This is a genomic window from Hallella mizrahii, assembly GCF_009695775.1.
Lineage (GTDB): Bacteria > Bacteroidota > Bacteroidia > Bacteroidales > Bacteroidaceae > Prevotella > Prevotella mizrahii.
Genome location: NZ_VUNG01000002.1, coordinates 101843 through 125285, shown reverse-complemented (window position 1 = coordinate 125285; position 23443 = coordinate 101843). Strand labels below are relative to the sequence as shown.

Annotated in this window: 18 protein-coding genes; 12 read left to right on the top strand and 6 right to left on the bottom strand. The window is 51.6% G+C overall.

Annotated features, from left to right (window positions below; all coding sequences use genetic code 11):
* The first annotated feature begins 338 nt into the window (after positions 1 to 338).
* Both FYJ73_RS01450 and FYJ73_RS01445 read left to right on the top strand, forming a co-directional pair.
* Positions 339 to 1220 carry a hypothetical protein gene (locus FYJ73_RS01450; protein ID WP_154532901.1) on the top strand — a complete coding sequence of 294 codons (882 nt, stop codon included), beginning with the start codon at positions 339 to 341 and terminating at the stop codon, positions 1218 to 1220.
* Positions 1196 to 3142 carry a hypothetical protein gene (locus FYJ73_RS01445; protein ID WP_154532899.1) on the top strand — a complete coding sequence of 649 codons (1947 nt, stop codon included), beginning with the start codon at positions 1196 to 1198 and terminating at the stop codon, positions 3140 to 3142. The genes FYJ73_RS01450 and FYJ73_RS01445 overlap by 25 nt, the downstream gene beginning before the upstream one ends.
* 357 nt (positions 3143 to 3499) lie before the next feature.
* Here FYJ73_RS01445 and FYJ73_RS01440 read toward each other — a convergent pair whose 3' ends face one another.
* The 4 genes from FYJ73_RS01440 to mazG all read right to left on the bottom strand — a co-directional run bounded on the left by FYJ73_RS01440 (position 3500) and on the right by mazG (position 6784).
* Positions 3500 to 4276 (bottom strand): DnaJ domain-containing protein, encoded by a 777-nt coding sequence (locus FYJ73_RS01440; RefSeq protein WP_154532897.1) that lies wholly within the window; start codon positions 4274 to 4276, stop codon positions 3500 to 3502.
* A gap of 25 nt (positions 4277 to 4301) precedes the next feature.
* Positions 4302 to 5228, bottom strand: coding sequence for a ribonuclease Z (locus FYJ73_RS01435; RefSeq protein ID WP_154532895.1), 927 nt, complete (start codon positions 5226 to 5228; stop codon positions 4302 to 4304).
* Entirely contained in the window at positions 5229 to 5795 is a 567-nt protein-coding gene (locus tag FYJ73_RS01430) for a lipocalin-like domain-containing protein (protein WP_154532893.1), read from the bottom strand.
* A gap of 74 nt (positions 5796 to 5869) precedes the next feature.
* A complete protein-coding gene (gene mazG, locus FYJ73_RS01425; RefSeq protein ID WP_336509562.1) occupies positions 5870 to 6784 on the bottom strand; it encodes a nucleoside triphosphate pyrophosphohydrolase in 915 nt (304 codons plus the stop codon).
* Between the two features lie 97 nt (positions 6785 to 6881).
* Between mazG and FYJ73_RS01420 the strand changes: the two genes are divergently transcribed.
* The 10 genes from FYJ73_RS01420 to FYJ73_RS01375 all read left to right on the top strand — a co-directional run bounded on the left by FYJ73_RS01420 (position 6882) and on the right by FYJ73_RS01375 (position 18915).
* A complete protein-coding gene (locus FYJ73_RS01420; protein WP_154532891.1) occupies positions 6882 to 9578 on the top strand; it encodes a valine--tRNA ligase in 2697 nt (898 codons plus the stop codon).
* Between the two features lie 63 nt (positions 9579 to 9641).
* Positions 9642 to 10913, top strand: coding sequence for a clostripain-related cysteine peptidase (locus FYJ73_RS01415; protein WP_154532889.1), 1272 nt, complete (start codon positions 9642 to 9644; stop codon positions 10911 to 10913).
* A gap of 46 nt (positions 10914 to 10959) precedes the next feature.
* Positions 10960 to 12069 (top strand): ABC transporter substrate-binding protein, encoded by a 1110-nt coding sequence (locus tag FYJ73_RS01410; protein WP_154532887.1) that lies wholly within the window; start codon positions 10960 to 10962, stop codon positions 12067 to 12069.
* Between the two features lie 5 nt (positions 12070 to 12074).
* Positions 12075 to 13079: a FecCD family ABC transporter permease gene (locus FYJ73_RS01405; RefSeq protein WP_154532885.1), complete on the top strand. Its 1005-nt coding sequence runs from the start codon at positions 12075 to 12077 to the stop codon at positions 13077 to 13079.
* 56 nt (positions 13080 to 13135) lie between these two features.
* Positions 13136 to 13624, top strand: coding sequence for a cob(I)yrinic acid a,c-diamide adenosyltransferase (locus tag FYJ73_RS01400; RefSeq protein WP_154532883.1), 489 nt, complete (start codon positions 13136 to 13138; stop codon positions 13622 to 13624).
* 1856 nt (positions 13625 to 15480) lie between these two features.
* A complete protein-coding gene (locus FYJ73_RS01395; RefSeq protein ID WP_235899173.1) occupies positions 15481 to 15801 on the top strand; it encodes a secretion protein in 321 nt (106 codons plus the stop codon).
* Positions 15802 to 15973: 172 nt separating this feature from the next.
* On the top strand, positions 15974 to 17407 hold the full coding sequence (locus FYJ73_RS01390; RefSeq protein WP_336509561.1) for a L,D-transpeptidase family protein: 1434 nt from the start codon (positions 15974 to 15976) through the stop codon (positions 17405 to 17407).
* Between the two features lie 14 nt (positions 17408 to 17421).
* On the top strand, positions 17422 to 17991 hold the full coding sequence (locus FYJ73_RS01385; RefSeq protein WP_154532879.1) for an RNA polymerase sigma factor: 570 nt from the start codon (positions 17422 to 17424) through the stop codon (positions 17989 to 17991).
* A gap of 74 nt (positions 17992 to 18065) precedes the next feature.
* Positions 18066 to 18452 carry a hypothetical protein gene (locus tag FYJ73_RS01380; protein WP_154532877.1) on the top strand — a complete coding sequence of 129 codons (387 nt, stop codon included), beginning with the start codon at positions 18066 to 18068 and terminating at the stop codon, positions 18450 to 18452.
* Between the two features lie 25 nt (positions 18453 to 18477).
* Positions 18478 to 18915: a hypothetical protein gene (locus tag FYJ73_RS01375; RefSeq protein ID WP_154532875.1), complete on the top strand. Its 438-nt coding sequence runs from the start codon at positions 18478 to 18480 to the stop codon at positions 18913 to 18915.
* Between the two features lie 65 nt (positions 18916 to 18980).
* On the opposite strand, the gene FYJ73_RS01370 is transcribed toward FYJ73_RS01375, so the two are convergent.
* Complete coding sequence (locus FYJ73_RS01370) at positions 18981 to 20825, bottom strand: ATP-dependent DNA helicase (protein ID WP_154532873.1); 1845 nt, start codon at positions 20823 to 20825, stop codon at positions 18981 to 18983.
* A gap of 21 nt (positions 20826 to 20846) precedes the next feature.
* Entirely contained in the window at positions 20847 to 23408 is a 2562-nt protein-coding gene (locus FYJ73_RS01365) for a transglycosylase domain-containing protein (RefSeq protein ID WP_154532871.1), read from the bottom strand.
* Positions 23409 to 23443: the final 35 nt, after the last annotated feature.

Below are 23443 nucleotides of genomic sequence, written 5' to 3'. Positions count from 1 at the left end.
TTTGAGGGCTGACCATCTGGAAAGAGCTGAGTCTATTGTTAAGAGGCTGAAAGAGACGTTAAGAACTATTAGTGAAGAACGTAAGATTGATCTGATTACTTTTATATTTGGTTGATACGTCTGCGTCTCAGAGACTCTGTGTGAAATATATTCGCTGATAGTTACGGAAAAACATGATTCTCTTGTAATTTAACTAAATATCCTTGTTTTGCTGTATTTTTTTCTTTATCTTTGCTCCTGTCCCATAAACTGGATCTTATGAGAACGTTTCTAGAAGGGAGTAGTATAATAAATTCATATTAAATACAACAAGATTTTAAATTCAAAAGAAAGTAAATATGACAAGATCATTACTTCATAAGAGTGTCTTGATATTTGTTCTCCTTTGTCATGCTTTCGTTACTTGGGCACAGCCACAGGGAGAAATAACTATCACAAGTGACGTAAAGGATGCTTTTCTGAAAACTCCTCTCGTCGAAGCGATGGTGTCGATATGCAGGCCCGACAGCAGCGTGTTGGTGGATTCCTGCTATCGGACCATCTATTACCAACGAAACGGGAAACCACTGTCCGCTGTATATTCGGCGAAAGTCAAGACCGGTGAGAGTGAACTGTTGCTGCACGCCCGTTTGAAAGGATATGAAGATGTCTGGCAGCGGATAAGCATCGGTACTCAGGCTAAGGTGGAGGTGCCGACGCTGGAGATGCGTAAGATGAGAGAGACGAACCTGAATGAGGTGGAGGTGAAGGCCACCCGGATAAAAATGTTCTATCGGGGCGACACTATCGTCTATGACGCCACGGCGTTTAAACTGCCGCAAGGGTCTATGCTCAATGACCTTATCCGGCAGATGCCGGGTGTGAAAATGAACGAAGCAGGAGAGATATTCGTGAACGGCAGGAAGGTGGACGAGTTGTTGCTTGGCTCACGCTCGTTCATGCGTGGCAATAAGAAGGTGCTGATGGAGAACCTGCCATATTTTACAGTAAAACATGTCAAGGTCTATAACAAGCAGACTGACAAGAGTATGGCCTTGGGTTATGATGTAGAGCCGAAAAAACTCGTTATGGATGTGAACTTGAAACGGGAATATCAGCACGGATACATCGCCAATGTGGAAGGAGCCGCAGGAACAATGAGCGATGGCTTGGCAGAGCTTTTCTTCTCAGTTTTACTGACCGGTATCGCTTCACGATGCTGGGAAATCTTAACAACGTGAACGAGACACGCCATATCGGACAATCCAACAACTGGACTCCTGCCACAATGCCTAAAAATCTGGTTACAACCAGAAGCGCCGCGGGAGAAATGGACTACCAGAACAAAAAAGGAACAGTGAAGAATAACCTGACGGCATCCTACACCTCAACAACAGATGTCAGCGAGTCAAGAAGCCGCTACGAACAATTCTTGCAAGGAGAAACTCCTGTTTCTCTGACAACAAGTTTCAACAGTACCGGGAACCACCAATGGAACGCTCACGATGAGCTTTCATTAAACAAACCGCTCTATCTAAATATTGCATCAGATTTCACATATACCAAATCTCATAACCGGCTCAACGCTGCGTTTGACCAATTCTCTGACACCCTGACCGCATCACAGCGCACCCACAGCTTCGGGGAAGGGGAGACGTGGAGTGGGAACATAGAGGCTACAGGCGCATTCAACATCGGGAAAAAGCAGAAATATCTTGGCTTCTATATCAAGGCAGAACACACGGAGGATGATTCCAAATCAGCTCAAAGCTATAATACGACGCAATACGCTGGTCGTCAGCAAACAAAATTGCACAATTTGAATGACATTAGCAACCGCACATCATTGGGGTATGCTTCATTGAATTATAATACTAAGTTGTTTAGCGGTGTGGACATGCAGTTGAACGAAACCCTGTATCTGACCCAAACGAAAGTCCACGACTATCTGTACCATCCCGATACGCTGACTCTGTCATCTCAGGTGGATGCGCTGAGAGCCGTTACTGACTTTAACAATTCGTACGACAGCAAAACGAAAGCAATAGGTAACATTATCGGCCTCACATTGTCGGGCAAAGCAGAATACAAAATTGCGCCGGACAATCCGTTTGCCATCAGCTATCAGCCCTGGACCGTAGGCATCAGCTTGCCCGTACGTCATGAATCTCTCAACTATCAGCGGGGCAGGCTTGACACGCTCGCCACACAAAACACGTTCTTTGTCAATGCCAATGCTTCCTTCAGGCACGTGTCAAAAGACGGCAAACATGATTTTAGGGCAAAAGCAAACCACCAGCGCACAGGTGCCAGTCTGTCCGACTGTATCACTTACCGCGACGACAGCCAGCCACTCGTCGTAAAGTTGGGAAATCCAGACCTCAAAAGCATCATCACCTCTAATTTTGCCGTGGACTTTTATAATAAAGGAGCCAACCAACAACAATGGCATGCGGGAGCATCAGCAGACATCTATCACCGGCAGACGGCTCAGTCAGTAACCTATAATGCGGCTACCGGCGTTTATACTTATCAGCCCGTGAACGTTACAGGAGCATACAGGCTGAATGCCAGGTTCGACATCACACGCGCCATAGACAAAAAACGTTATTGGACGTGGCAGGCCAATGCTGATGCCTTCCTGAACCACGACGTTGACTATGCCATGCTATCGGGTATGACAGCGAGTGATAAAAACGTAGTCAACACCTTGACACTGCATGATGGTGCTTACCTACAATATAACAGGGGCTCACTGAATGTACGTGCTACGGGCGACATACGATGGCGGCACAGCGAGGGAAAGATGTACGACTTCGAGACGCTGAATGCTACAGATTTCCAGTATGGATTCTCAGCCCGTTACACTATCCCGACACTGAACATGACTGTTTCCGCTGATGGAACCATGTACTCACGACGTGGATATGGTAGCCGGAATCTGAATACTGACGACTTCATCCTGAACGCCTCAGTCAGTCAGCCGTTCTTTAAGGGTAAACTCATCGCACGAATCGAGGCATTCGACCTCTTGCAACAGATCACATCAACTCAATATGAGGTCAATGCTCAGGGGCGCACCGAAATGTGGAACCGGTCTTTGCCGCATTATGTCATGGCGCATATCGTGTATCACTTCAGCAAGAACCCGAAGAAAAAGTAGGTGTTTTTTTGACAAAGACCGAGAATGCCATGCTCGTTCCTCGCTTGAAAACATGCTGACGCGGTGAGAAAGCAAGGTAGAGCACCACCGTAGGTCTCTTTGCGTTTTTTGCGCCTTTGCAAGAGATATCAGAGACTTTAATGTGATATATGTGAGACTTTCCTCACAGATGCAAGCCTTTTTATTTTCTCGCAGATAACAGATAACGCAGAACTCTTCTCTCACAAAGGCTTGTCTCTATCTCATACTGAGTACACGGAGACACAGAGAGGTCTTAAATCTTAATTTTCTGATGTCACAACATGCAGTATTGGTATCGCCATGCTCTCCCTTGGGAGAGTTAGAGAGAGCTTACTTTTACAACCCTCTTGCTTTCCAAATGGTTTCCTTGGCCGCGTTGATCTCCTGGAACTTCTTCTCTGCTGCTTTTCTGACATCCTCACCGAGCGTCGCCACACGGTCGGGGTGGTTTTTCAAGGCCAGTTGTCGGTAAGCAGCCTTCACCTCGTCGTCTGTAGCCGTCGGTGCCACGCCCAAGACCTTATAGGCAGCGTCGAGACTCGTGCCAGCGTCTTTCAGGTTGAGCATGGCGTCTACGTCAGCCTCGCTCAGTCCCAGTCCTACCGCACACTCCTTCAGCGCGCTGACCTCTTGCGGAGTCACCACACCATCGGCCTGCGCGATCATCGCCAGGAAGTTGAGCAGTTGCAGTCGCTGCTCATAGAGCATGTTCTGCCGGAGCTGGTGACAACTGCTGATGACGGCACTTCGGTACTCCTCAGCACCAAGTCGCCTCTGCTGCTCGAAGAGTTTCAGCAAGATGCTCTCGCCTTCCTCCACGGCTACCTCGCCAAAGTTGACCCTCAACCAGTTGCGCACCACATTCATTTCGGAATGCATCACTTTGCCGTCTGCCTTGATGATATAGGAAGCCAGCACGAGCAGGGAGAAGCGGAACGTATTGCGCTCGCCCTCGTAGACATGCTGTTGCGCATAAGCCTCGCCGCCGTTGGCGTTGACAGCATCTACGCTTGAATCAAAGATGGCACCTAAGACGAACCCCGCCAACGCACCGAGAGGTCCGGCAGTGATCAAGCCGAGAAAGCCACCTATCCATTTACCCATTTTTGCCATGTTGCTGTTTTTGTGATTGCTTTGTCTATTTCTTTGCTAAGATAGGGAACGTCATGCCCTCGTCTGTCAGTTGTGTATTGGGAAAGATCTCCTTTGCCTCGTTGAGTATACCCTCCTCGTTATCATATCGTGCGCTGAAATGTCCCAACAGCAGTTGTCCGGCGTGCGCCTCTTTAGCCACCATTGCGGCTTGCGTTGACGTAGAGTGGTTGTAGAGAGCAGCCCGCTCTTCCATGCTTTTGTCGTATGTGGAGTCGTGATAGAGCACATCGACGCCTTCGATGAGCTGATGGAGCGAAGGGATGAAACGGGTGTCGCAGCAATAAGCATAGCTGCGGCTTTTGTCGGCAGGAGTGACCAGACGACTGTTGGGGATGACCTCGCCGTCCTCGGTTGTCCAGTCAGCACCGAGTTTGATATTGTTGATCTGTGACACCGGTATCTCGTAGCAGTCGATCATGTCGCGGCGTATGTGGGGCAGGGTAGCTTTCTCGCGGAAGAGAAAGCCATTGCAGGGCACCCGATGCTGCAAGGGCAGCGACTCCACGGTGAGACTTCGGTCTTCATAAATGACTTGATGTCTCTTTGTGTCAACGGCGTGAAAGACCACGTTGAATTCCAGTCCCGTACAGAACATTTTCAGTTGCATGTCAAGCAGCGGTCCCGTCTCTTTCGGCGCGTAGATGTGCAGCGGTGCGGTACGCCCCAGCATGCCCATGGTGGAGATGAGGCCTATCAGTCCGAAGCAGTGGTCGCCATGGAGATGCGAGATAAACACCGTCTGTATCTTGGTGAAGCTGATATGGTATTTCCGCATTTGCAGTTGCGTGCCCTCGCCACAGTCGATCATGAAGAGCTTGCCCCGCAGTTCGATGACTTGCGAGGAAGCGCTGTGCCGGAGTGTGGGCAGGGCACTGCCACAGCCTAAGATATGTATGAGGAAAGGCTCCATTTATTTCTGTCGTGTGTAGACAAAGATGCCCTGACGGTTCTCGAGATAGAGCGAGTCACCGCCCAGCCGGTCGATGTTGAAGGTGTCGGTGTTGAGTATCAGCTGTCCGTTGAGGATCTTCCAGCTGGTCCAGGGATTCTTTTCTGCCTGTACGTTTGACTTCACCGTTCCGCCCTCAAGGATCTCGAAGTTCTTGTCGAGACTTGTCCACTTACCTTGCAGTGTGGTGAGGTTGATGACCTTCTTGGCCACCCTCATGCCGTCCATTGTACCACCGGCGATGACAGCCAGACGGTCACCGGCAAGCAGTCCGCCGAGCACTGCTTCCGTGCCGTCGTCGGTCTGTGGCAACTCAAATTCAATGCTGTCGCCCGCGTCGGTGACCAACTGCACGACGTTCATGGAAGTGCCATCGCCACAAACGCCATAGATGGTGGAGTCGGAAGTGGTTTCAGCCTTTACCGAGTCTTTGCTTCCAGTTGTTGTCTTTGTGCTCTTTCCTTTGCAGCCCGTCATGGCAAATGCCGTGACCAGGGCGGCAAGGCATATCAATGTGATTTTCTTCATTTTGCTTTAGTTTTATGGGGTTCGATAATCAACATTCTGCTTGAAAGACCCAGTGCCCGTTTCGAGCAACAGTATCACTCGTCTTTCAGTACGCTTTTGGCCTCGTTCCACAAGGCATCCATCTCGCCGAGCGTCATGTCCTTGAGGCTCTTACCCTGCTCTTTGGCTTTCTGTTCGATATATCCGAAGCGTGAGATGAACTTGCGGTTGGTGTGCTCCAGTGCGTTGTCGGGGTTGAGATGATAGAGGCGTGCGGCATTGATGACGCTGAAAAGGAAGTCGCCTAGCTCCTTGGTGGAGTTTTCCTTGTCCTCCTTCTTCAGTTCCGTCTCCAGTTCTCCCATCTCCTCTTTCACCTTGTCCCAGACATCTTCTTTTTTCTGCCAGTCAAAGCCCACGTTGCGTGCTTTGTCCTGGATGCGGTAAGCCTTGATGAGCGAGGGCAGGGCAGAGGGCACACCGCTGAGTACGCTGGTGTTGCCGTCGCGCTCACGTTGCTTGATCTGTTCCCACGTCTGTTCCACGCCGGCTGCCGTCTGGGGCTTGTCGGTATCCTGGCTGCCGTCGGCCTCGCTGTCTTTGTAGACCACTTGTCCCTTGGCGTTGATGGTCATGTCTGTCGCCGACACCGAGAACGGCTCGTTGTCGATCGTCCAGTCGCCTTGGGAGTTGTTCCAGTCGATGAAGGGATGACGGAACATCAGCTTGTCGGCCTCGCGGTTGCAGACGTCCGCCATGTCGAACTCCCCGGCCTCGTCGCCGATGAGCGCATAGAAGACGACATGCTCCATGACATCGCCCAGCTCCTTCATCACCTCGTGGTAATCGCGGCGCATCAGAGCGTCGGCGAGCTCAAAAACCTCTTCGATGGTGTTGGGTCGGAGGCTCTCCATGGTTTGCTTCTTGTCCCAGGGACATTCCTTGCGCAGGCGGTGCTGCACATCGAGCAATCGCCCGAAAGCTCTCAATTTTTCTTCGCGTGTATGCACTTCGTTTATCTTTTTGATGCAAAGTTACTGATTTTCGGGGGATTTTTCGTACTTTTGCAGCATTAATTATAAAATAAGGTATAAAAGATAAGAATACATGGAATTAGCAAGTAAGTACGACCCGAAAGAAGTAGAGTCGAAGTGGTATGAGTACTGGCTGGACCACAAACTTTTCAGCTCCAAGCCTGACAATCGCGAACCCTATACCATCGTCATTCCCCCACCAAACGTGACGGGTGTGCTGCACATGGGTCACATGCTTAACAATACCATTCAGGATATCCTCGTGCGCCGTGCGCGCATGGAGGGGAAGAACGCCTGCTGGGTGCCCGGCACCGACCATGCCTCTATTGCCACAGAGGCCAAGGTTGTCGGCAAGCTCGCTGAGCAGGGCATCAAGAAGACCGATCTCACGCGCGAGCAGTTCCTCGAGCATGCCTGGGACTGGACACGTGAGCACGGCGGCATCATCCTCAAGCAGCTTCGCAAGCTCGGTTGCTCCTGCGACTGGGACCGTACGGCTTTCACCATGGACGAGACCCGATCCAAGGGCGTCATCAAGGTCTTTGTCGACCTCTATCGCAAGGGCTACATCTATCGTGGCGTGCGCATGGTCAACTGGGATCCGAAAGCCCAGACCGCACTGTCCGACGAGGAGGTGATCTACAAGGACGAGCACTCCAAGCTCTACTATCTGAAATACTATGTGGCTCCCGAGGACCAGGCGTCTATCGAGCGCAAGGACGAGGGCAACGTCATGCACAAGGACGAGAAAGGCTACTACGCTGTCGTGGCCACCACACGTCCCGAGACCATCATGGGCGACTCGGCCATGTGCATCAACCCCGAGGACGTGAAGAACACATGGCTCAAGGGCAAGCACGTCATAGTGCCATTGGTCAACCGTGTCATTCCGGTGATTGAGGACGGATATGTCGACATACAGTTTGGTACCGGCTGTCTGAAAGTCACCCCGGCTCACGACGTCAATGACCACATGCTCGGACTGAAGCATCATTTGGAGACCATCGACATCTTCAACGACAATGGTACCATCTCTGAGGCTGCCGGACTCTATGTCGGTCAGGACCGTATGGATGTGCGCAAGCAGATTGCCAAGGATCTGACCAATGCCGGACTGATGGAGAAGATCGAGGACTATGACAACAAGGTGGGCTTCTCCGAGCGCACCAATGTGCCTATCGAGCCGAAGCTCTCCACCCAGTGGTTCCTGAAGATGCAGCACTTCGCTGACATCGCCCTGCCTCCGGTGATGGACGACGACATTGAGTTCTATCCCAAGAAATACAAAAACACCTATCGCCACTGGCTGGAGAACATCAAGGACTGGTGTATCTCGCGTCAGCTGTGGTGGGGACACCGCATCCCGGCTTATTACTTCAGGACAGCCGACGGCAAGCGCGACTTCGTCGTGGCTGAGACTGCCGAGGAGGCTTTGAAGCTCGCTCAGGAGAAGAACGCGTCGCTGACCGCCGCTGACCTGGAGCAGGAGAGCGACTGCCTCGACACGTGGTTCTCTTCCTGGTTGTGGCCGATCTCCGTCTTCGACGGTATCAACCATCCCGACAATGCCGAGATCAAATACTATTATCCGACATCAGATCTTGTCACCGGTCCGGATATCATCTTCTTCTGGGTGGCCCGTATGATCATGGCCGGCTACGAGTATCGTGGACAGATGCCGTTCAAGCATGTCTACTTCACCGGTATCGTGCGCGACAAGCTCGGTCGCAAGATGTCGAAGAGCCTTGGCAACTCCCCCGACCCGTTGAAGCTCATCGAGCAGTACGGTGCCGACGGCGTGCGCATGGGTATGATGCTCTCCGCTCCGGCAGGCAACGACATTCTCTTCGACGAGAGTCTCTGTGAGCAGGGCCGTAACTTCAACAACAAGATTTGGAACGCCTTCCGTCTCGTACAGGGCTGGCAGACCGATGACAGTCTGGCTACGCCCGAGGCCAACAAGCAGGCTGTGGCCTGGTTCACTGCCAAGATGAAAGAGGTCAACGCCATCATGGACGACCAGTTCAAGACCTACCGCATCTCCGAGGCGCTGATGACCGTCTACCGTCTGTTCTGGGACGAGTTCTCAAGCTGGTATCTCGAGATGGTGAAGCCAGAATATGGCAAGCCTATCGACACTGCCACCTATCAGGCTACGCTCCACTTCTTCGACGATCTGCTGAAGATGCTGCATCCGTTCATGCCGTTCATCACCGAGGAGCTTTGGCAGCATCTCTATGACCGCAAGGATGGTGAGAGCATTATGAAGGCTACGCTCAACATCGCAGCTCCTGACGACGACGACAAGAAACTCTGTGATGAGATGGAGCAGGTCAAGCAGGTGATCTCCGGCGTGCGCACCATCCGCAATCAGAAGAATATCGCACCGAAGAAGGCACTGAAGCTTCAGGCTGTGGCTGCTAACCCTTACGCTGCTTACAACGACATCGTGAAGAAGATGGCCAACGTGGAGAGCGTAGAGACCGTGAGCGACAAGTCTGCTGACGCCAGCGTCTTCATGGTCGGCACACAGGAGTTTGCCGTACCGGTGGGCGACCTCATCGATGTTAAGGCTGAGATCGAGAAGCAGGAGAAAGAACTCCAGCATCTCGAAGGCTTTCTGGCTGGCATTCAGAAGAAACTCGCCAACGAGAACTTCATTGCCCATGCACCAGAGGCCGTCGTGGCCCGTGAGCGCAAGAAGCAGCAAGACTCCGAGGAGAAGATTGCCGCGCTGAAGGAGTCGCTCAGCCATTTGAAAGCTAAATAAGTTATCATCTCTTTTTTCATCCCCCTCCCTTTATAGGGCGGGGGAGTTTTTAGTAAATCGTATATGAAGCACCGTATCTTTCTTTTTTTGTTTGCTTGTGTCAGTATGCTCTCTTTGGTGCTGACCTCATGCAGTGACGACAGCGTGGACGTGAACACGATCAACAAGCAGACGATTCTCATCTTTATGCCTTGGTCCGGCTCGCAGTCGGGTGTGGGACTCTATAACGAGTTGAAGGAGAACCTCGACAGCATTGAGAGTGCCATCGTCGATGAGAAAGGCATGAACGGTCGCGTGCTGGTCTTCCTCTCCAAGTCATCACAGTCCTCATCGCTCTATGAGATCACCTATGAGAATGGGCAGATTGAGCATCATACGATTAAGGAATATACGGGCAACGAGTATGATACGACACAGGGCATGCTTCAGATTCTCAATGATGTCAAGGCTAATGCCTACGCCCTCAACTATGCGATGATCATCGGAGGTCATGGCTCGGGTTGGACGTTCAAAGAAGATTGGAACAACTATCCTTTTAACGCCAAGGCTTATGGCTCTGCTGCCGCAAAGGGCAACAAAGCTGTTGCCGACGGTGTCCTGCCGATCTATTCTCAGACGCGCTTCTTTGGCAGCGTGAGTGATATGAACTATGCTTTTAACATCACCGACCTGGCTGATGCCATTCAGCAGGCTGGGATGAAGATGCAATACATCCTTTTTGACGACTGCTATATGGCCAACGTCGAGACAGCCTATATGCTCAAGGATGCCACCAACTATCTGATTGCCTCCACCAGCGAGGTGATGGCGATGGGGATGCCTTACCGGGAGTTGTGGAGCAATCTGGCCAAGAGCACACCAGGCTATGAAGGGATCATCAACAGCTTCCATTCCTTCTACTCTAATTACAGAATCTACTACGGCAACAATACAAAATATATCATTCCCGGCGGTGCCTTGTCGGCCATCGACTGCCGCAATCTTGAGCAGTTGGCCACGGTGATGAAAGAGATCAACAGTCATTATACCTTGGCTGACAGTCTGCGTGACAGTGTACAGGTGCTCGACGGCTTCAACAATCATCTCTTCTACGACATGGGCAGCTATGTCGATCATGTTTGTCAAAATGCCAATCTGAAGAGCGATTTCCATTCGGCACTGGACAATGTGGTGAAGTATAAGCAGGCTACAGATTCGGTATTTACTAATATCTATTATTCTGCTTACTCTATTCCTGTGAAGACCTTCAGTGGTATCACCATATCTGATATGAGTCTGAACAGCGTGGCTGTCAAAGGCCGTGAGAAGACTGCATGGTGGAGGCGTACACACTGATCACGCCTACACCTTATTATATATAGGGATTTCTGAACATAGACACATGACAAATCTATTGAAAGAAACACTCCTCATATTCTTAGGGGTGTGTTTGCTGAACAGTTGTTCTTATCGCCAGGCTAAGGATGCCAAGGGTAAGAACGATCTGCAGTATGCCACGTTTTTAAAGATGGACGATCAGGGCGACGGGACTTCCGTCACCGTGATGGACCCTTGGCAACAAGGTAAGGTCTTGCAGCAGTGGCTGTTGCTCAAGGCTGGCAGCAAGGAGAAAGCCCATGGTACCTTGCGTCCGCTTCGTCGTGTGGTCGTGTTCACGACATCGCATTGTCAGTTGCTGGAATACCTCCATCTGCAAGACCGCATCGTCGGCGTATGCGACTTGCAATATATCCTCATCCCCGACATACAGCGTCGGGTAAAAGCGGGCAAAATCGTGGACTGCGGAAACTCTATGTCGCCTGATGTAGAGAAGATCATCGCCTTGCATCCCGATGCCATCATCATCAGCCCTTACGAGGGCAATTCCGCAATCACCCAATTGTCGCGGCTGGGTATCCCCATCATTCAGGCTGCCGACTATATGGAGACGTCGGCATTGGGACGTGCGGAATGGATGCGCTACTACGGTCGGCTGTTTGACTGTGGAGAGCGTGCCGACTCGCTGTTCCATGTGGTGGACAGCACTTATCAGAGTCTGAAAAGCTATGCTGCCAGTTTGCCATTGGGCAAAAGCATCCTCACCGAGCGGATGACGGGCAACGTATGGTATATGCCAGGAGGGAAAAGTACGGTAGCGGCTATCATCCATGATGCCCACGGGCGCTATGCCTTTGCTGATGACCGGCATAGTGGCAGTCTGCCTTTGTCGCTGGAGCAGGTCATTGCCAAGGCGGGGCAGAGCGATGTGTGGGCTCTGAAATACAACGGCCCACAGCCTTTGACCAAGAAAACTCTGCTACAGGAATGCAAGGCATACAGCGTGCTGAAGGCCATGAAAACCGGACAGATCTATGTGTGTGACTGCTCGGTGGTGCCTTACTTCGAGGAAGTGAGCTGGCGACCGGACTGGCAATTGCGCGAGTTCATCCAGTTGCTGCATCCTCAGGCAAAGTTAGGCGGACTGAGATATTACAGAAAGGAGAATAGCTAAAGTCCATGAGTCAAAGGAGATGGATCCTGAGCGTGGCGGTGGCGGTCATTGCCATTGTGGTGTTTTTCGCATTGAGTCTGTTGCATGGCAGCGTGGATATCCCTGCGCGTGATGTGGCCGGCATACTGCTGGGCGAGCCATCACCGAGCGCATGGGAGTATATCGTCGTGCAGACCCGTCTGCCACAGGCCATCACTGCATTGTTAGCCGGCTGTGCGCTTGCTGTCAGTGGCTTGTTGCTGCAGACGGTGTTCCACAATCCTTTGGCCGCACCGGATGTCTTCGGTGTCTCGAGTGGGGCAAGTCTTGCAGTGGCTCTCGTCACGCTAAGCCCGGTGACTATGCTGCCTTCTATGCTGAGTGCGCTGTCATCGGTCGCTGCTGCCTTTGCGGGCGCTATGGCGGTGACGGCTCTGATCTGGGCCGCGAGTCGCATGGTACGCAATAGTGTGATGGTGATCATCTTAGGCATGATGGTGGGCTATGTCGCTTCAAGTGCCATCACGTTGCTCAACTTCTTTGCCTCAGAGCAGGGCGTGAAGGTCTTCTCGGTGTGGGGGATGGGCAGCTTTGGCGGTGTCTCGATGGACGAGATGCCGCTGTTTGCCGGTCTGACCATCGTAGCCATCGTCATGTCGCTGTTGTTTGCCAAGCCACTCAATGCACTGCTCATGGGTGAGGGCTATGCCACGAACCTCGGCGTGAAAGTCCAGCACATGCGTGACCTGCTGTTGCTGCTCACCGGTTTGCTTACCGCTGTGGTGACAGCCTACTGCGGTCCGATAGCTTTTCTTGCTTTGGCGGTACCGCATATTGCACGCTTGATGATAGGCACGAGCGACCATCGGCGACTGTTGCCGGTGACGATATTGTGTGGCGGTGCCATCGCCTTGCTCTGCAACATCTTCACCACAATGCCGGGGAGCGGTGAGGTGTTGCCCCTCAATGCCATCACGCCACTCATCGGCGCGCCGGTGATCGTGTATGTCGTTTTGGGTAAGCGGCACTAAGAGACGGTCGTGTACGATACGTTTCATTTGATTTTTAACCTTCTAATACTCAATTTATGATTATCACAACAAAGACTGGTGACCACGGGTCAACATCGCTCTACACTGGAGAACGGGTGGAGAAAGACGACTTGCGGATAGAGCTCAACGGAGAAATGGATGAACTCAACGCTCTCCTTGGACTCTGCAAGGCACAAAGCGGACAGCAAGAACCTTTTGAGTCGTTGCAGCGTCAGCTCACTGACGTGATGACGATCGTGGCCAGCAATGGCAAGGCGGAGGAGGATACTTTGCAGGCGTTGCAACAGTCCGTCGACAAGATGGAAGCACATATCGCTGAGGTGGGGCGTCACCGCCATTTCACTTTTCTGCTTCCGGGGCGGAGTGTTGCCGACGCCACCTTGCACCTTGCCCGTGCAAAGGCACGCACCTGCGAGCGTCGCTTTGTGACGCTGAATCGACAAATGAGTTTCCCCGAGGAGATCCGCATCTATCTCAACCGCCTTTCTGATTATCTGTTCAGTCTGATTCTGGACAAGGTCTGATCAAAATAGAGGATGCGACTGTTCAGCGGATTCTTTTCGGCCTGCATTCGTTGAGTAGTTACCAGAGAATGTAACTACTCAGCTGCCATATCGCCCTTTGGCGATAACAAGTTGTTGATATAACAGGGTTAGTTATATAGAATTCCTTTTGGTGGATAGCATCCACATCGTTTGGGTGGTATTACCCCGTTAACGGTGCGGCAGGTGGTGAGAACGTAGGGGCGGGGTTTATCCCCGCCCTAACCCCCTTGTCGGTAATCATTCCACCCCCGTGCCACATGTTTTTATCGGCGCACTGGATATTTCCCATGGGCCGATATGTTCATAATTGGTTAGAGAGGTCCATAACTCAAGGAAAATCATAGGCAGGCTTAAGCTCCCGATGGAGCTATGGTGTGGAAGTGATGGGGCAGCCTTTGCGAGCAAGCTCGCAGTCTGCCCCAACACCACCCCTGACGGGGTAAAAGCCAGCCTATGACGAAAATTGCCTTGGCATAAAATTGCGCATAAGCGCATAAAATAAATTGCGCCAAGGCTCATAAAATAATAAATTGCGCCAGAGCGCATAAAATAATAAATTGCGCCAAGGCGCATAAAATATTGTGCCGCCCAACAGAACACAAGCAGCATAGCAGACTTTCAAGACGCTATGGACTATCTTTCGGCCGCAGGATTTTATGCCCAAGGGGCAATTTTACGCGTTAGCGATTTTCGTCATGGTCAGGCTTGACACCAAAGGTGTGGGGCTAAAGCTATGGGGTAGGCGGCGAGCTTGCTCGCAAGACTACCCCATAGCTTTAGACCCATTGCTCCTTGGGGAGCATAAGCATGACCATGATTTTCTTTTCTCTTTTCCGTTTAAAATGCCAAAGCGATAATGGCAGTATAAAGATTTATATTTCCTCTCACTATGATTCCACGGAAAATATCCAGTGCGCCGTTTTTATATCTTTTGCGGGGTTAGGGCGGGGATAAACCCCGCCCCTACTTGTCACCCTTGACACTGAATTGCGGGGAATTGTCTCCGATTCTAAACGTCGTTTGAAGTGGTGGGTGGTAGGGGCGGGGTTTATCCCCGCCCTAACCCCCTTGTCGGTAATCATTCTCCTCGCCCTCCCCCCCCTGACGGGGTAAAAGCCAGCCTATGACGAAAATTGCCTTGGCATAAAATTGCGCATAAGCGCATAAAATAAATTGCGCCAAGGCGCATAAAATATTGTGCCGCCCAACAGAACACAAGCAGCATAGCAGACTTTCAAGACGCTATGGACTATCTTTCGGCCGCAGGATTTTATGCCCAAGGGGCAATTTTACGCGTTAGCGATTTTCGTCATGGTCAGGCTTGACACCAAAGGTGTGGGTCTAAAGCTATGGGGTAGGCGGCGAGCTTGCTCGCAAGACTACCCCATAGCTTTAGACCCATTGCTCCTTGGGTAGCATAAGCATGACCATGATTTTCTTTTCTCTTTTCCGTTTGAAAATGCCAAAGCGATAATGGCAGTATCAAAGATTTATATTTCCTCTCACTATGATTCCACGGAAAATATCCAGTGCGTCACGGGTAGAGATCTCTGTGTTCTCTGTGTGAGAATATTACAGACAAGGGGGTTAGGGCGGGGATAAACCCCGCCCCTACGGTGGATGATGTCATCTACCGATGGAGAAGTTAGCAAGTAGTTATTAGTTAGAAGTAAGCTTTTTACTGCATTACCTTTTTATTTTCTGCCATTTTGGCCAGCATTCGCTGAGTAGTTACTAGAGAATATCCCGATATTAAAAAATCCTAAATACACAATAAGATGTTGGGGTTTATTGCTTAAAAGGTTTATCTTTGCAATAAAAGAAAATATACGCGTATGAAAAGATATCTACTTGTCTCATGTATGGTCCTATCTGCTCTCTTAGGGGGAGCAAACCCAAGTTGGGCCATCTCTACCGTTCCTGACATGGACAGGGTGGAGAACGACATCCAGGCTATCAGCATTTCGGTTGTCGGTGAGTCGGTGCTGCGCGTGACAGGTGCGGCAGGGCAGACTTTGTCCATCTATAAGGTGACGGGTGTGAAAGTGATGAACATTCGGGTCGACGGGTCGGACAAGAGCTATCATCTCAACTTGCCACAAGGTTGCTACATTGTGAAGGTTGGGAACGTGGTGAGAAAGATTGCCCTCAGATAATTCTTTTTGAGAGAGGGAATAATGACAGATGAAAGGACGTATAGGGATTATTTGTCTTTTCGCTATTTTGTTGGGCTCATGTAGGGAACATGTGCCTAACCCAAATACTGAGTTGACGCTATCGTATTACGATGATCTACGTCAACGCGAAGATCATATTACCAGTTTTAAGGTGAAGGAAGCTTTGGACTCTATGATCCGCAACGACAACGACTCGATGTTGGTGGATCGTAGGGTAAAAGGCTATTATCTCCGTCATCAGCCTTTTGTATGGATCAACCGGAAAGGAGTGGACAGTCGTGCCGACACTTTGTTGGCTCATCTGCAAGAAGTGGACAGCATTGGATTCAGTGAGGCAAAGTTCCGCATTCCACTGATTAGAAGAGACCTGCGGCGAATGAGGTCGCTCGACTTTGACAAACGCAACACGGCAAGTAAAGTGGCTGCCCGGCTGGAATACAACCTTACCAAGGCCTATCTCCGCTATGTCTGCGGACAGCGCTTTGGCTTTGTCAACCCCACGGATGTCTTCAACCGGCTGGATCTCAAAAAGACAGATTCGCAGGCAAAGATCTATAGAACCCTCTTCGATCTGAAGATGGACCACCCCGACCGTAAGTTTTTCCAGCAGGCATTGTGCGCTGTGCAGCCTGACAGCCTCCCGGCTTTTCTGAACAGCGTGAGCCCCTCTGACCCTTACTATCTCAGATTGCGCCGCATATACCTCGACAAGACGATGCGACAGAGGTATGGTGCCAAGCGCTTGATGATCAACATGGAGCGGTGCCGGTGGCGGTTGAGTGACTATCCCCATAAGCACCGGCGTTTCGTGCTGGTCAACATCCCGGCTTATCATCTATGGGCTGTGGACGGGGAAAAGTCGTTGACGATGAGAGTGGCATCAGGGTCGTTGGAGACGAAGACGCCGCTATTGTCGAGCTATGTCTATTGCATGGATGTCAACCCCCAGTGGATCATTCCCAAGAGCATCGTCAAAAAGAGCATTGCACACCGGTTGAGCACTGGCTATTTCCGTAGCAAGCATTATTTCATTCGTGAGCGGGCTACTGGACGCGATATCCCTGTGTCGCAGTGCAACCGGGCCATGCTGGAGAGCGGCGACTATCTCGTCATCCAGGAAGGCGGTGAGGGTAATGCGCTGGGACGCATCATCTTCCGATTCAACAACGATTTTTCGATCTATCTCCATGATACTTCCTCACGTGGTGTCTTCCGGCAAGAAGATCGGGGAGTGAGCCATGGCTGTGTGAGGGTAGAGCATCCTTACGAGCTGGCGATGTTTCTCTTAGGCGATGGCCAGAACAAGATGGCAGAGAAAATCGCTTATTCCATGCAGGCTGACGTCTCGCCATTAGGCAAGAAGGCGGAAGAACTCACCGATGAGCAGCGTGCCGTTGCCGACACGCTGAAAAGAAACATGCTTGTGGGGCGGGTGAAGGTTGAGCCGAAGGTGCCGATTTTTATTACCTATTTCACGCTGTGGCCATCGGCCGGCGGCATCCTGCAACGCTACGACGATGTCTATGGCTATGATCAGGTGATGGCGGTGTGGCTGGCAAACTACTGGAAGGAGACCACCCTTTAACAAAAAACAAGATCATGGGGCAGCAAGATCATTTTCCTAATAAAGAAGACCAGATACTGAAGAGGGAGCTGACAGATCCCTCTACATGTCGGGCTGCCTTTTCCAAAATGGTTGCGCTCTACAGTGAACCGCTGTACTGGAAGATCCGACGCATGGTGCTGACCCACGACAATGCCAACGATGTCTTGCAGAACACCTTTCTGAAAGCATGGAACAAGTTGGATTCTTTCCGGGGGGAAGCAAAACTCTCGACATGGCTCTATCGGATTGCTGTCAACGAGGCTTTGGACTTTCTCCGACGCCAGCGGAATGTGCCGGAAGCTGGCGACGAGGCCTTGCTTTCGGCTTCACGGCAACTGATGGCCGACAGCTATTTCGACGGCGACAAGCTACAGAGTCTTTTGCAAGCCGCCATCGCCTTGCTGCCCGATGCGCAGCGCACGGTGTTCTGTATGAGATACTACGACGAAATGAAGTACTCCGAGATCAGCAAGGTGTTGGGAACCAGTGAGGGGGCTTTGAAGGCCAACTATCACCTTGCCGTGAAAAAAATTGCCGCGGTGATTAAACAATCTGAGATCTGATGCGTCTTAATCATAGTAATATCATAGAAACCATTAACATTGAGTTGATAAATAATCATAGGGGATCATTAAATATGGATAAGGACGAAAGATATATCGAAGAGCATCTGGGTCGCGAGAATCCGTTTAGGGTTCCTGACCACTATTTCGAGGACTTTGCCAAGCAGTTGGAGATGCAGCTGCCCGAGCAACCTAAGGAGGCTACAGCCTCTGTTGTGGCACTTCATCCTCGGAAGCCATGGTGGCGTCGGCCTGTTCTGCTGTGGTCGGCCGGAAGCGTCAGCGCAGCATGTCTGGCTCTTTTCTTCCTCCATTTGGGGAGTGGGAAGATGACGCAACAGCCTGCCACAGCATCCAGTCAGCATGTTCAGACAAGTACCTGGTCGGGTTTTGACCAGATGGCGGACTACACGATGACAGACACAAACGATATGTATGCCTACATGGCGGACGCTCAATAAAAGAATAGAAAACAGAATGAAGAATATGAAGCAACGATTAGGACTGTGGATGGTGACCATGCTCCTGTCTCTGGTCGCCTTTGCGCAACCACCGCAGCCGCCCCGTTTCAATCCCGCAAAGTTTGAGGCGGACATGGAGCAGTTTATCACTACTGAGGTGGGATTGACACCTATGGAGGCTTCACGCTTTTTCCCTCTGTTCAGGGAGATGCAAAACAAGCAACGCGCGCTGTTCGGAAAGATGAGATTTTATGCTCATACCGACACCAGCAATGATGCGGCAAGCCTCAAGACCATCAAGGAGTGCGACAAGATAGAGGTGGAGATGAAGAAGATCCAACAGGAATATCATCTGAAATTCTGCAAGGTGCTCTCTCCCGGCAAGGTGCTCGCTGTCATCAAGGCTGAGGAAAAGTTCCATCGCCAGGCGTTTAAAAGGATGGCAAGGAGGAAAACAAGATAAAATAAACTTCCAGGATTATGTCTGTGGACATAGTGCTGGAAGTTTATTTTATCTTGCAGATGCAGTCATTTCTTCTTTTTTAGTTTTTTGAGCTTTTCCGCGATGTGCGGGTATTCTGGGTAGAGCTTGAGTGCCTTCTCGTAGTTGCGGATGGCGGCCTCGGTGATGCCCTCGTGCTCGCACTCCTTGCCCATGATGACATATTCGGCGGCGAGGTGCTTGAGGAATTCCTTGGTTTCCTTTTCTTTCTCCTTCAGTGCCTCGATCTGTCTCTGCTGCCGGTTGATGATGTCGAGCTTGCGGCGGATATATCTTTTCGCTATCGGCTTCTCGATGTCGTAGCGGCTGTGGATGGCGATGAAGAAATGATCCAGCGCGCCCTGCATGTCGCCCTTGTCAAAGGCACAGACGGCATCGAAGTATTCCTTGTCGGCCTTGGACTGCTGCAAGGCCTTGCTGATGATCTGCGTGTTGTTGTAGTTGCTCTTGGCATAGTCCACGACATCCTGCCGGACAAAGATCTCGCTGCGCTGGATAGGATCCTTCAATGTGATGCCCTCCAAGGAACGGCAGCGCGAGAGTGCCACGTAGGTCTGACCACCGGCGAAGACACCACCCGTGAAGTCGATGCGCACGTGGTTGAAGGTGAGTCCCTGACTCTTGTGGACAGTGATGGCCCAAGCCAGCCGCAAGGGGAACTGGGTATAGGTCCCCAACTCCTTCTCTTCTATCTTTTTCTCCTGCTCGTTGTAGGAGTATTGCATGTTGCTCCAAATCTCGCGTTCCACATCCACCTCCTCGCCGTCCTCGGTTCTGACGAGGATATGCTCCTGCTCGTCTTCGTCAAAGGCGATGATGGTGCCCAGGGTGCCGTTGACCCAGCGGCGCTCTCTGTCGTTCTTGACAAACAGCACCTGTGCGCCCAGCTTCAGATGCAGCTCCTGTGGGGTGGGGAGGCTGTTGAGCGGAAACTCGCCCTCTATCATGCCCATGAAGACGGCTGGGTTGCCGGGAAGTAGTGCCAACTTTTTCTCATTGATGAAATCGACCGTGTCGCGGCGGGTGGAGAGCGTGATGGAAAGCTCATTGCTTTGGTTTTTCCCTCCTTCCTTGTTGCCGACGGAAGGTGCTGACGACTCTGATAGCTGTTGGCTGTCCTTGGCTTCAGAGAGCGTGGCGGGGGAGGACGGGGGAAGATGACCTGTGCTTTCCACTTGTAGATTGAGTCGCTGCAGATCCGCATCGGTCACCTGCGCGGAGCGGATGTGGTCGAGGATATGTAGAAAGGTGGGATCACTTTGCCGGTAGACCTTTCGCAGTTCAATAGATACCAATTGCAGTTGCTGGAAGACATGAGCCTCGAAGAAGAAGGCGGAGCGGTAGAAGGGGCTGAGCAGCTGCCGGTCTTCCTCCTTGACGACAGGCTCCAGCTGGTAGACATCGCCGACGAGCAACAGCTGCTTGCCTCCGAAAGGCTCGCGCATGCGGTGGCAATAGACACGTAGCACCTTGTCGATGAAGTCGATGATGTCAGCGCGAACCATGCTCACCTCATCGATGATGATCAGCTCGAGGCTTTTGATGATCTTGATCTTCTCGGCATTGTATTTCAAGGTGTCCCGCAGATGCCTGACAGTGTATCGGATGTCATTGGGAACGAGCGGATGAAAAGGAATCTTGAAGAAACTATGGAGCGTGGAGCCACCGGCGTTGATGGCGGCAATGCCTGTCGGGGCGAGGATGACGTGTTTCTTCTTGGTGTGGGCGGCAACGTATCTGAGAAAAGTAGATTTACCCGTCCCCGCCTTTCCGGTGAGGAAAAGCGAGCGATGGGTAAACTGTATGATTTGGAGAGCCTGTTGCATCTCCGGGTTCTCCAAATCGATAGGATCGTCGTGATGATCGTTCATGAAATCGTAGGGTCTTGAACTTTACAAATTGTTGAAGTTGACCTCTTCGGTTGTCTTTTTGTGTTTCTTGGTATTTTTATTGTCGTCGGTCTTGCTGCCTGTCTTGCTGCCTGTCGTAGCAGAAGAGGAACTTGTGGAAGACGAAGTCTGTCCTTGCGGCTCCTCGACCGGGTTGCCGTCCTCGTCAAGGATCACCTCCTCGTTGCTGACGAAGTGCGCGCTGTCGTGGCGGACAGTGTCGTGCTTGACAGGAGCAATGTAGGTCACGCAGTTGTACATGCTCGAGGTGATGCTCTCATCATCGGGCTTGGCGAAGTGACCATGGTATTTTTTATAGGCGGGGTCGCTGAAGACCGACTTGATGAAGTATCCGCAGATAGGCAGCGCGGAGCGTGAGCCTTGTCCCAGACGACCGCTCTTGAAGTGGATGCTGCGGTATTCGCCGCCTACCCACGCGCCGACGCAGAGCTTAGGACTGACGGCCATGAACCAGGCATCGGCGTGGCTGTTGGACGTACCGGTCTTGCCGCCGAAATCGGTGTCGCGGAAGAAAGAGCCAGCGTAGTCGGCGGAGGAGAGCGAGGTGGAGGTGCCGCCCGGATCATGCGTACCGGCCATGAGCATTTGCTGCATGAGGTATGCGCTCTTCACGGGGATGACCTGCGTAGCCTGACTGTTGTCGGTATAGACTTCGTTGCCGTCTTTGTCTACGATGCGTGTGACCATGACGGGATCGTGGTGACGGCCGTTGTCTGCAACCACGCAATAGGCGTTGAGCAGTTCGGGCAGCTTCACGTCGCTGGAGCCCAAAGCCAATGAGGGCTCGTCGTCGAGCGGACTCTTGATGCCCATGGCCTGAGCAGTCTCGATGATGCGCTTGATGCCGACCTCCTGACCGACACGTACGGCTACGGAGTTGATGCTTCGGGCAAAGGCACTGCGCAGTGTCAGCGAGTCACCGGAGAACGTGCCGTTGGCATTGGTAGGTGTCCAAGTGGTCATCTCATGTTTTTTCTTGTCGTAGACCTGCATGGAGATATACTCGTCGCGGCGCTTGTCGCAGGGCGTGAGTCCCTGGTTCATGGCTTCGGTATAGACAAAGAGCTTGAAGGTGGAACCCGGCTGGTGAGTAGCCTCGGCCTTGTCGAATTTCCATGTCTTGAAGTCTACATCACCCACGTAGGCGCGGATGGCACCAGTCTCAGGTTCCATGGCCACCATGGCACAGTGCATGAAATGCACCATATAGCGGATAGAGTCGAGCGAGGACATCTCCTTCTCTACAGTACCCTTGTCATAGTCAAAGAGCTTGACCATGTGGGGCTTGTTCATGTAGTAAGAGACAGAGTCGGGGTTGTTGGCATATTTAGCCAAGAGTTGCTTGTACTGCGGCAGTCGCTGGGCGATGTCCTCAATGAAATGAGGCACCTCGTTGCCATTCTCGTCATACCAGCAGACACTTTTCTTGTTGGCTCCCCATTCGCTGTCGAAGTTGCGCTGAACATTTTTCATTTGCTTGAGCACAGCTTCCTCTGCGTATTTCTGCATCTTAGGATCCAGTGTGGTGTAGATCTTCAGACCACTGCTGTAGAGGTCATAGCCATTTTCCTTGCACCAGTCCTGGAGTTCGTTGGCGATAGCCTCACGGAAGTACATGGCCTGTCCATCGTAGTTCTCCTCCACTTTGAAATGGAGTTGGATGGGAATCTGCTGTAAGGAATCACACTCCTCACGGGTGAGGTCTCTGTGGGTATAAAGGTTGTGGAGCACGGTGTTGCGGCGTGCCAGACTGTTCTTGGGATTGGTACGCGGGTTGTACATCGTGGTGGCCTTGAGCATACCGACCAACAGAGCGCACTGCTCGGTGGTCAGCTCTTTCGGCGTGGTGTCGAAATAGGTCTTGGCAGCGGTCTTGATGCCGTAGGCGTTAGAACCGAAGTCTACGGTGTTGGCGTACATGGTGATGATCTCTTTCTTGTTGAAGACCGTCTCCAACTTGGTGGCGATGATCCACTCCTTGCTCTTGACAATGAGAATCTTCAGCCCGGGGATCTTGCCCAACAGACCGGTGGAATACTGAGAGCGCACGCGGAACATGTTCTTGGCCAGCTGCTGCGATATTGTCGAAGCACCGCGACCGTCGTGGCGGAGCACAGCGTCTTTCATGGCACTGAAGATACCTATCGGGTCGACAGCCATGCCGCGTGGACGCTTGTAGTATCGCTCGTCCTCGGTATCGATGAGTGCTTTGAAGAAATAAGGATTGATTTCTTCGTATTTCACGGGGGAGCGGTTTTCATTGAAGAACTTGCCAATGAGCGTGCCGTCGGCAGCATAGATCTCGGAGGCCTGGCTGGTCTGAGGATCCATGATGCCCGAGAAATAGCCGGGGCTCTTGCCGAACAGCCAAAGGAAGTTGATGTCTACGGCACCTAAATAAAGCAGGAAGGCCACGATACAGGACACAAAGGCGATGAGTGTTTTGGTATACCACTTTCGTCCTTTGTAGAGCGATTTGTACCAAGGCCAGAAGTTGCGTGCCTTTCTCCAGCACCAACTCATGAAAGATCTTAATTTTCTCATTTTCTTTCTGTTATCGCGTGACTACAGAGTGCAAC

Bases quoted from the DNA above. Each gene is read 5' to 3' on its own strand.
- FYJ73_RS01375 (WP_154532875.1), top strand. From the start codon at position 18,478: ATGAAGCAACGATTAGGACTGTGGATGGTGACCATGCTCCTGTCTCTG.
- FYJ73_RS01395 (WP_235899173.1), top strand. From the start codon at position 15,481: ATGAAAAGATATCTACTTGTCTCATGTATGGTCCTATCTGCTCTCTTA.
- FYJ73_RS01400 (WP_154532883.1), top strand. From the start codon at position 13,136: ATGATTATCACAACAAAGACTGGTGACCACGGGTCAACATCGCTCTAC.
- FYJ73_RS01445 (WP_154532899.1), top strand. From the start codon at position 1,196: ATGCTGGGAAATCTTAACAACGTGAACGAGACACGCCATATCGGACAA.
- FYJ73_RS01415 (WP_154532889.1), top strand. From the start codon at position 9,642: ATGAAGCACCGTATCTTTCTTTTTTTGTTTGCTTGTGTCAGTATGCTC.
- FYJ73_RS01430 (WP_154532893.1), bottom strand. From the start codon at position 5,795: ATGAAGAAAATCACATTGATATGCCTTGCCGCCCTGGTCACGGCATTT.
- FYJ73_RS01385 (WP_154532879.1), top strand. From the start codon at position 17,422: ATGGGGCAGCAAGATCATTTTCCTAATAAAGAAGACCAGATACTGAAG.
- FYJ73_RS01450 (WP_154532901.1), top strand. From the start codon at position 339: ATGACAAGATCATTACTTCATAAGAGTGTCTTGATATTTGTTCTCCTT.
- FYJ73_RS01420 (WP_154532891.1), top strand. From the start codon at position 6,882: ATGGAATTAGCAAGTAAGTACGACCCGAAAGAAGTAGAGTCGAAGTGG.
- FYJ73_RS01370 (WP_154532873.1), bottom strand. From the start codon at position 20,825: ATGAACGATCATCACGACGATCCTATCGATTTGGAGAACCCGGAGATG.
- FYJ73_RS01435 (WP_154532895.1), bottom strand. From the start codon at position 5,228: ATGGAGCCTTTCCTCATACATATCTTAGGCTGTGGCAGTGCCCTGCCC.
- FYJ73_RS01410 (WP_154532887.1), top strand. From the start codon at position 10,960: ATGACAAATCTATTGAAAGAAACACTCCTCATATTCTTAGGGGTGTGT.
- FYJ73_RS01405 (WP_154532885.1), top strand. From the start codon at position 12,075: ATGAGTCAAAGGAGATGGATCCTGAGCGTGGCGGTGGCGGTCATTGCC.
- FYJ73_RS01365 (WP_154532871.1), bottom strand. From the start codon at position 23,408: ATGAGAAAATTAAGATCTTTCATGAGTTGGTGCTGGAGAAAGGCACGC.
- FYJ73_RS01440 (WP_154532897.1), bottom strand. From the start codon at position 4,276: ATGGCAAAAATGGGTAAATGGATAGGTGGCTTTCTCGGCTTGATCACT.
- FYJ73_RS01380 (WP_154532877.1), top strand. From the start codon at position 18,066: ATGGATAAGGACGAAAGATATATCGAAGAGCATCTGGGTCGCGAGAAT.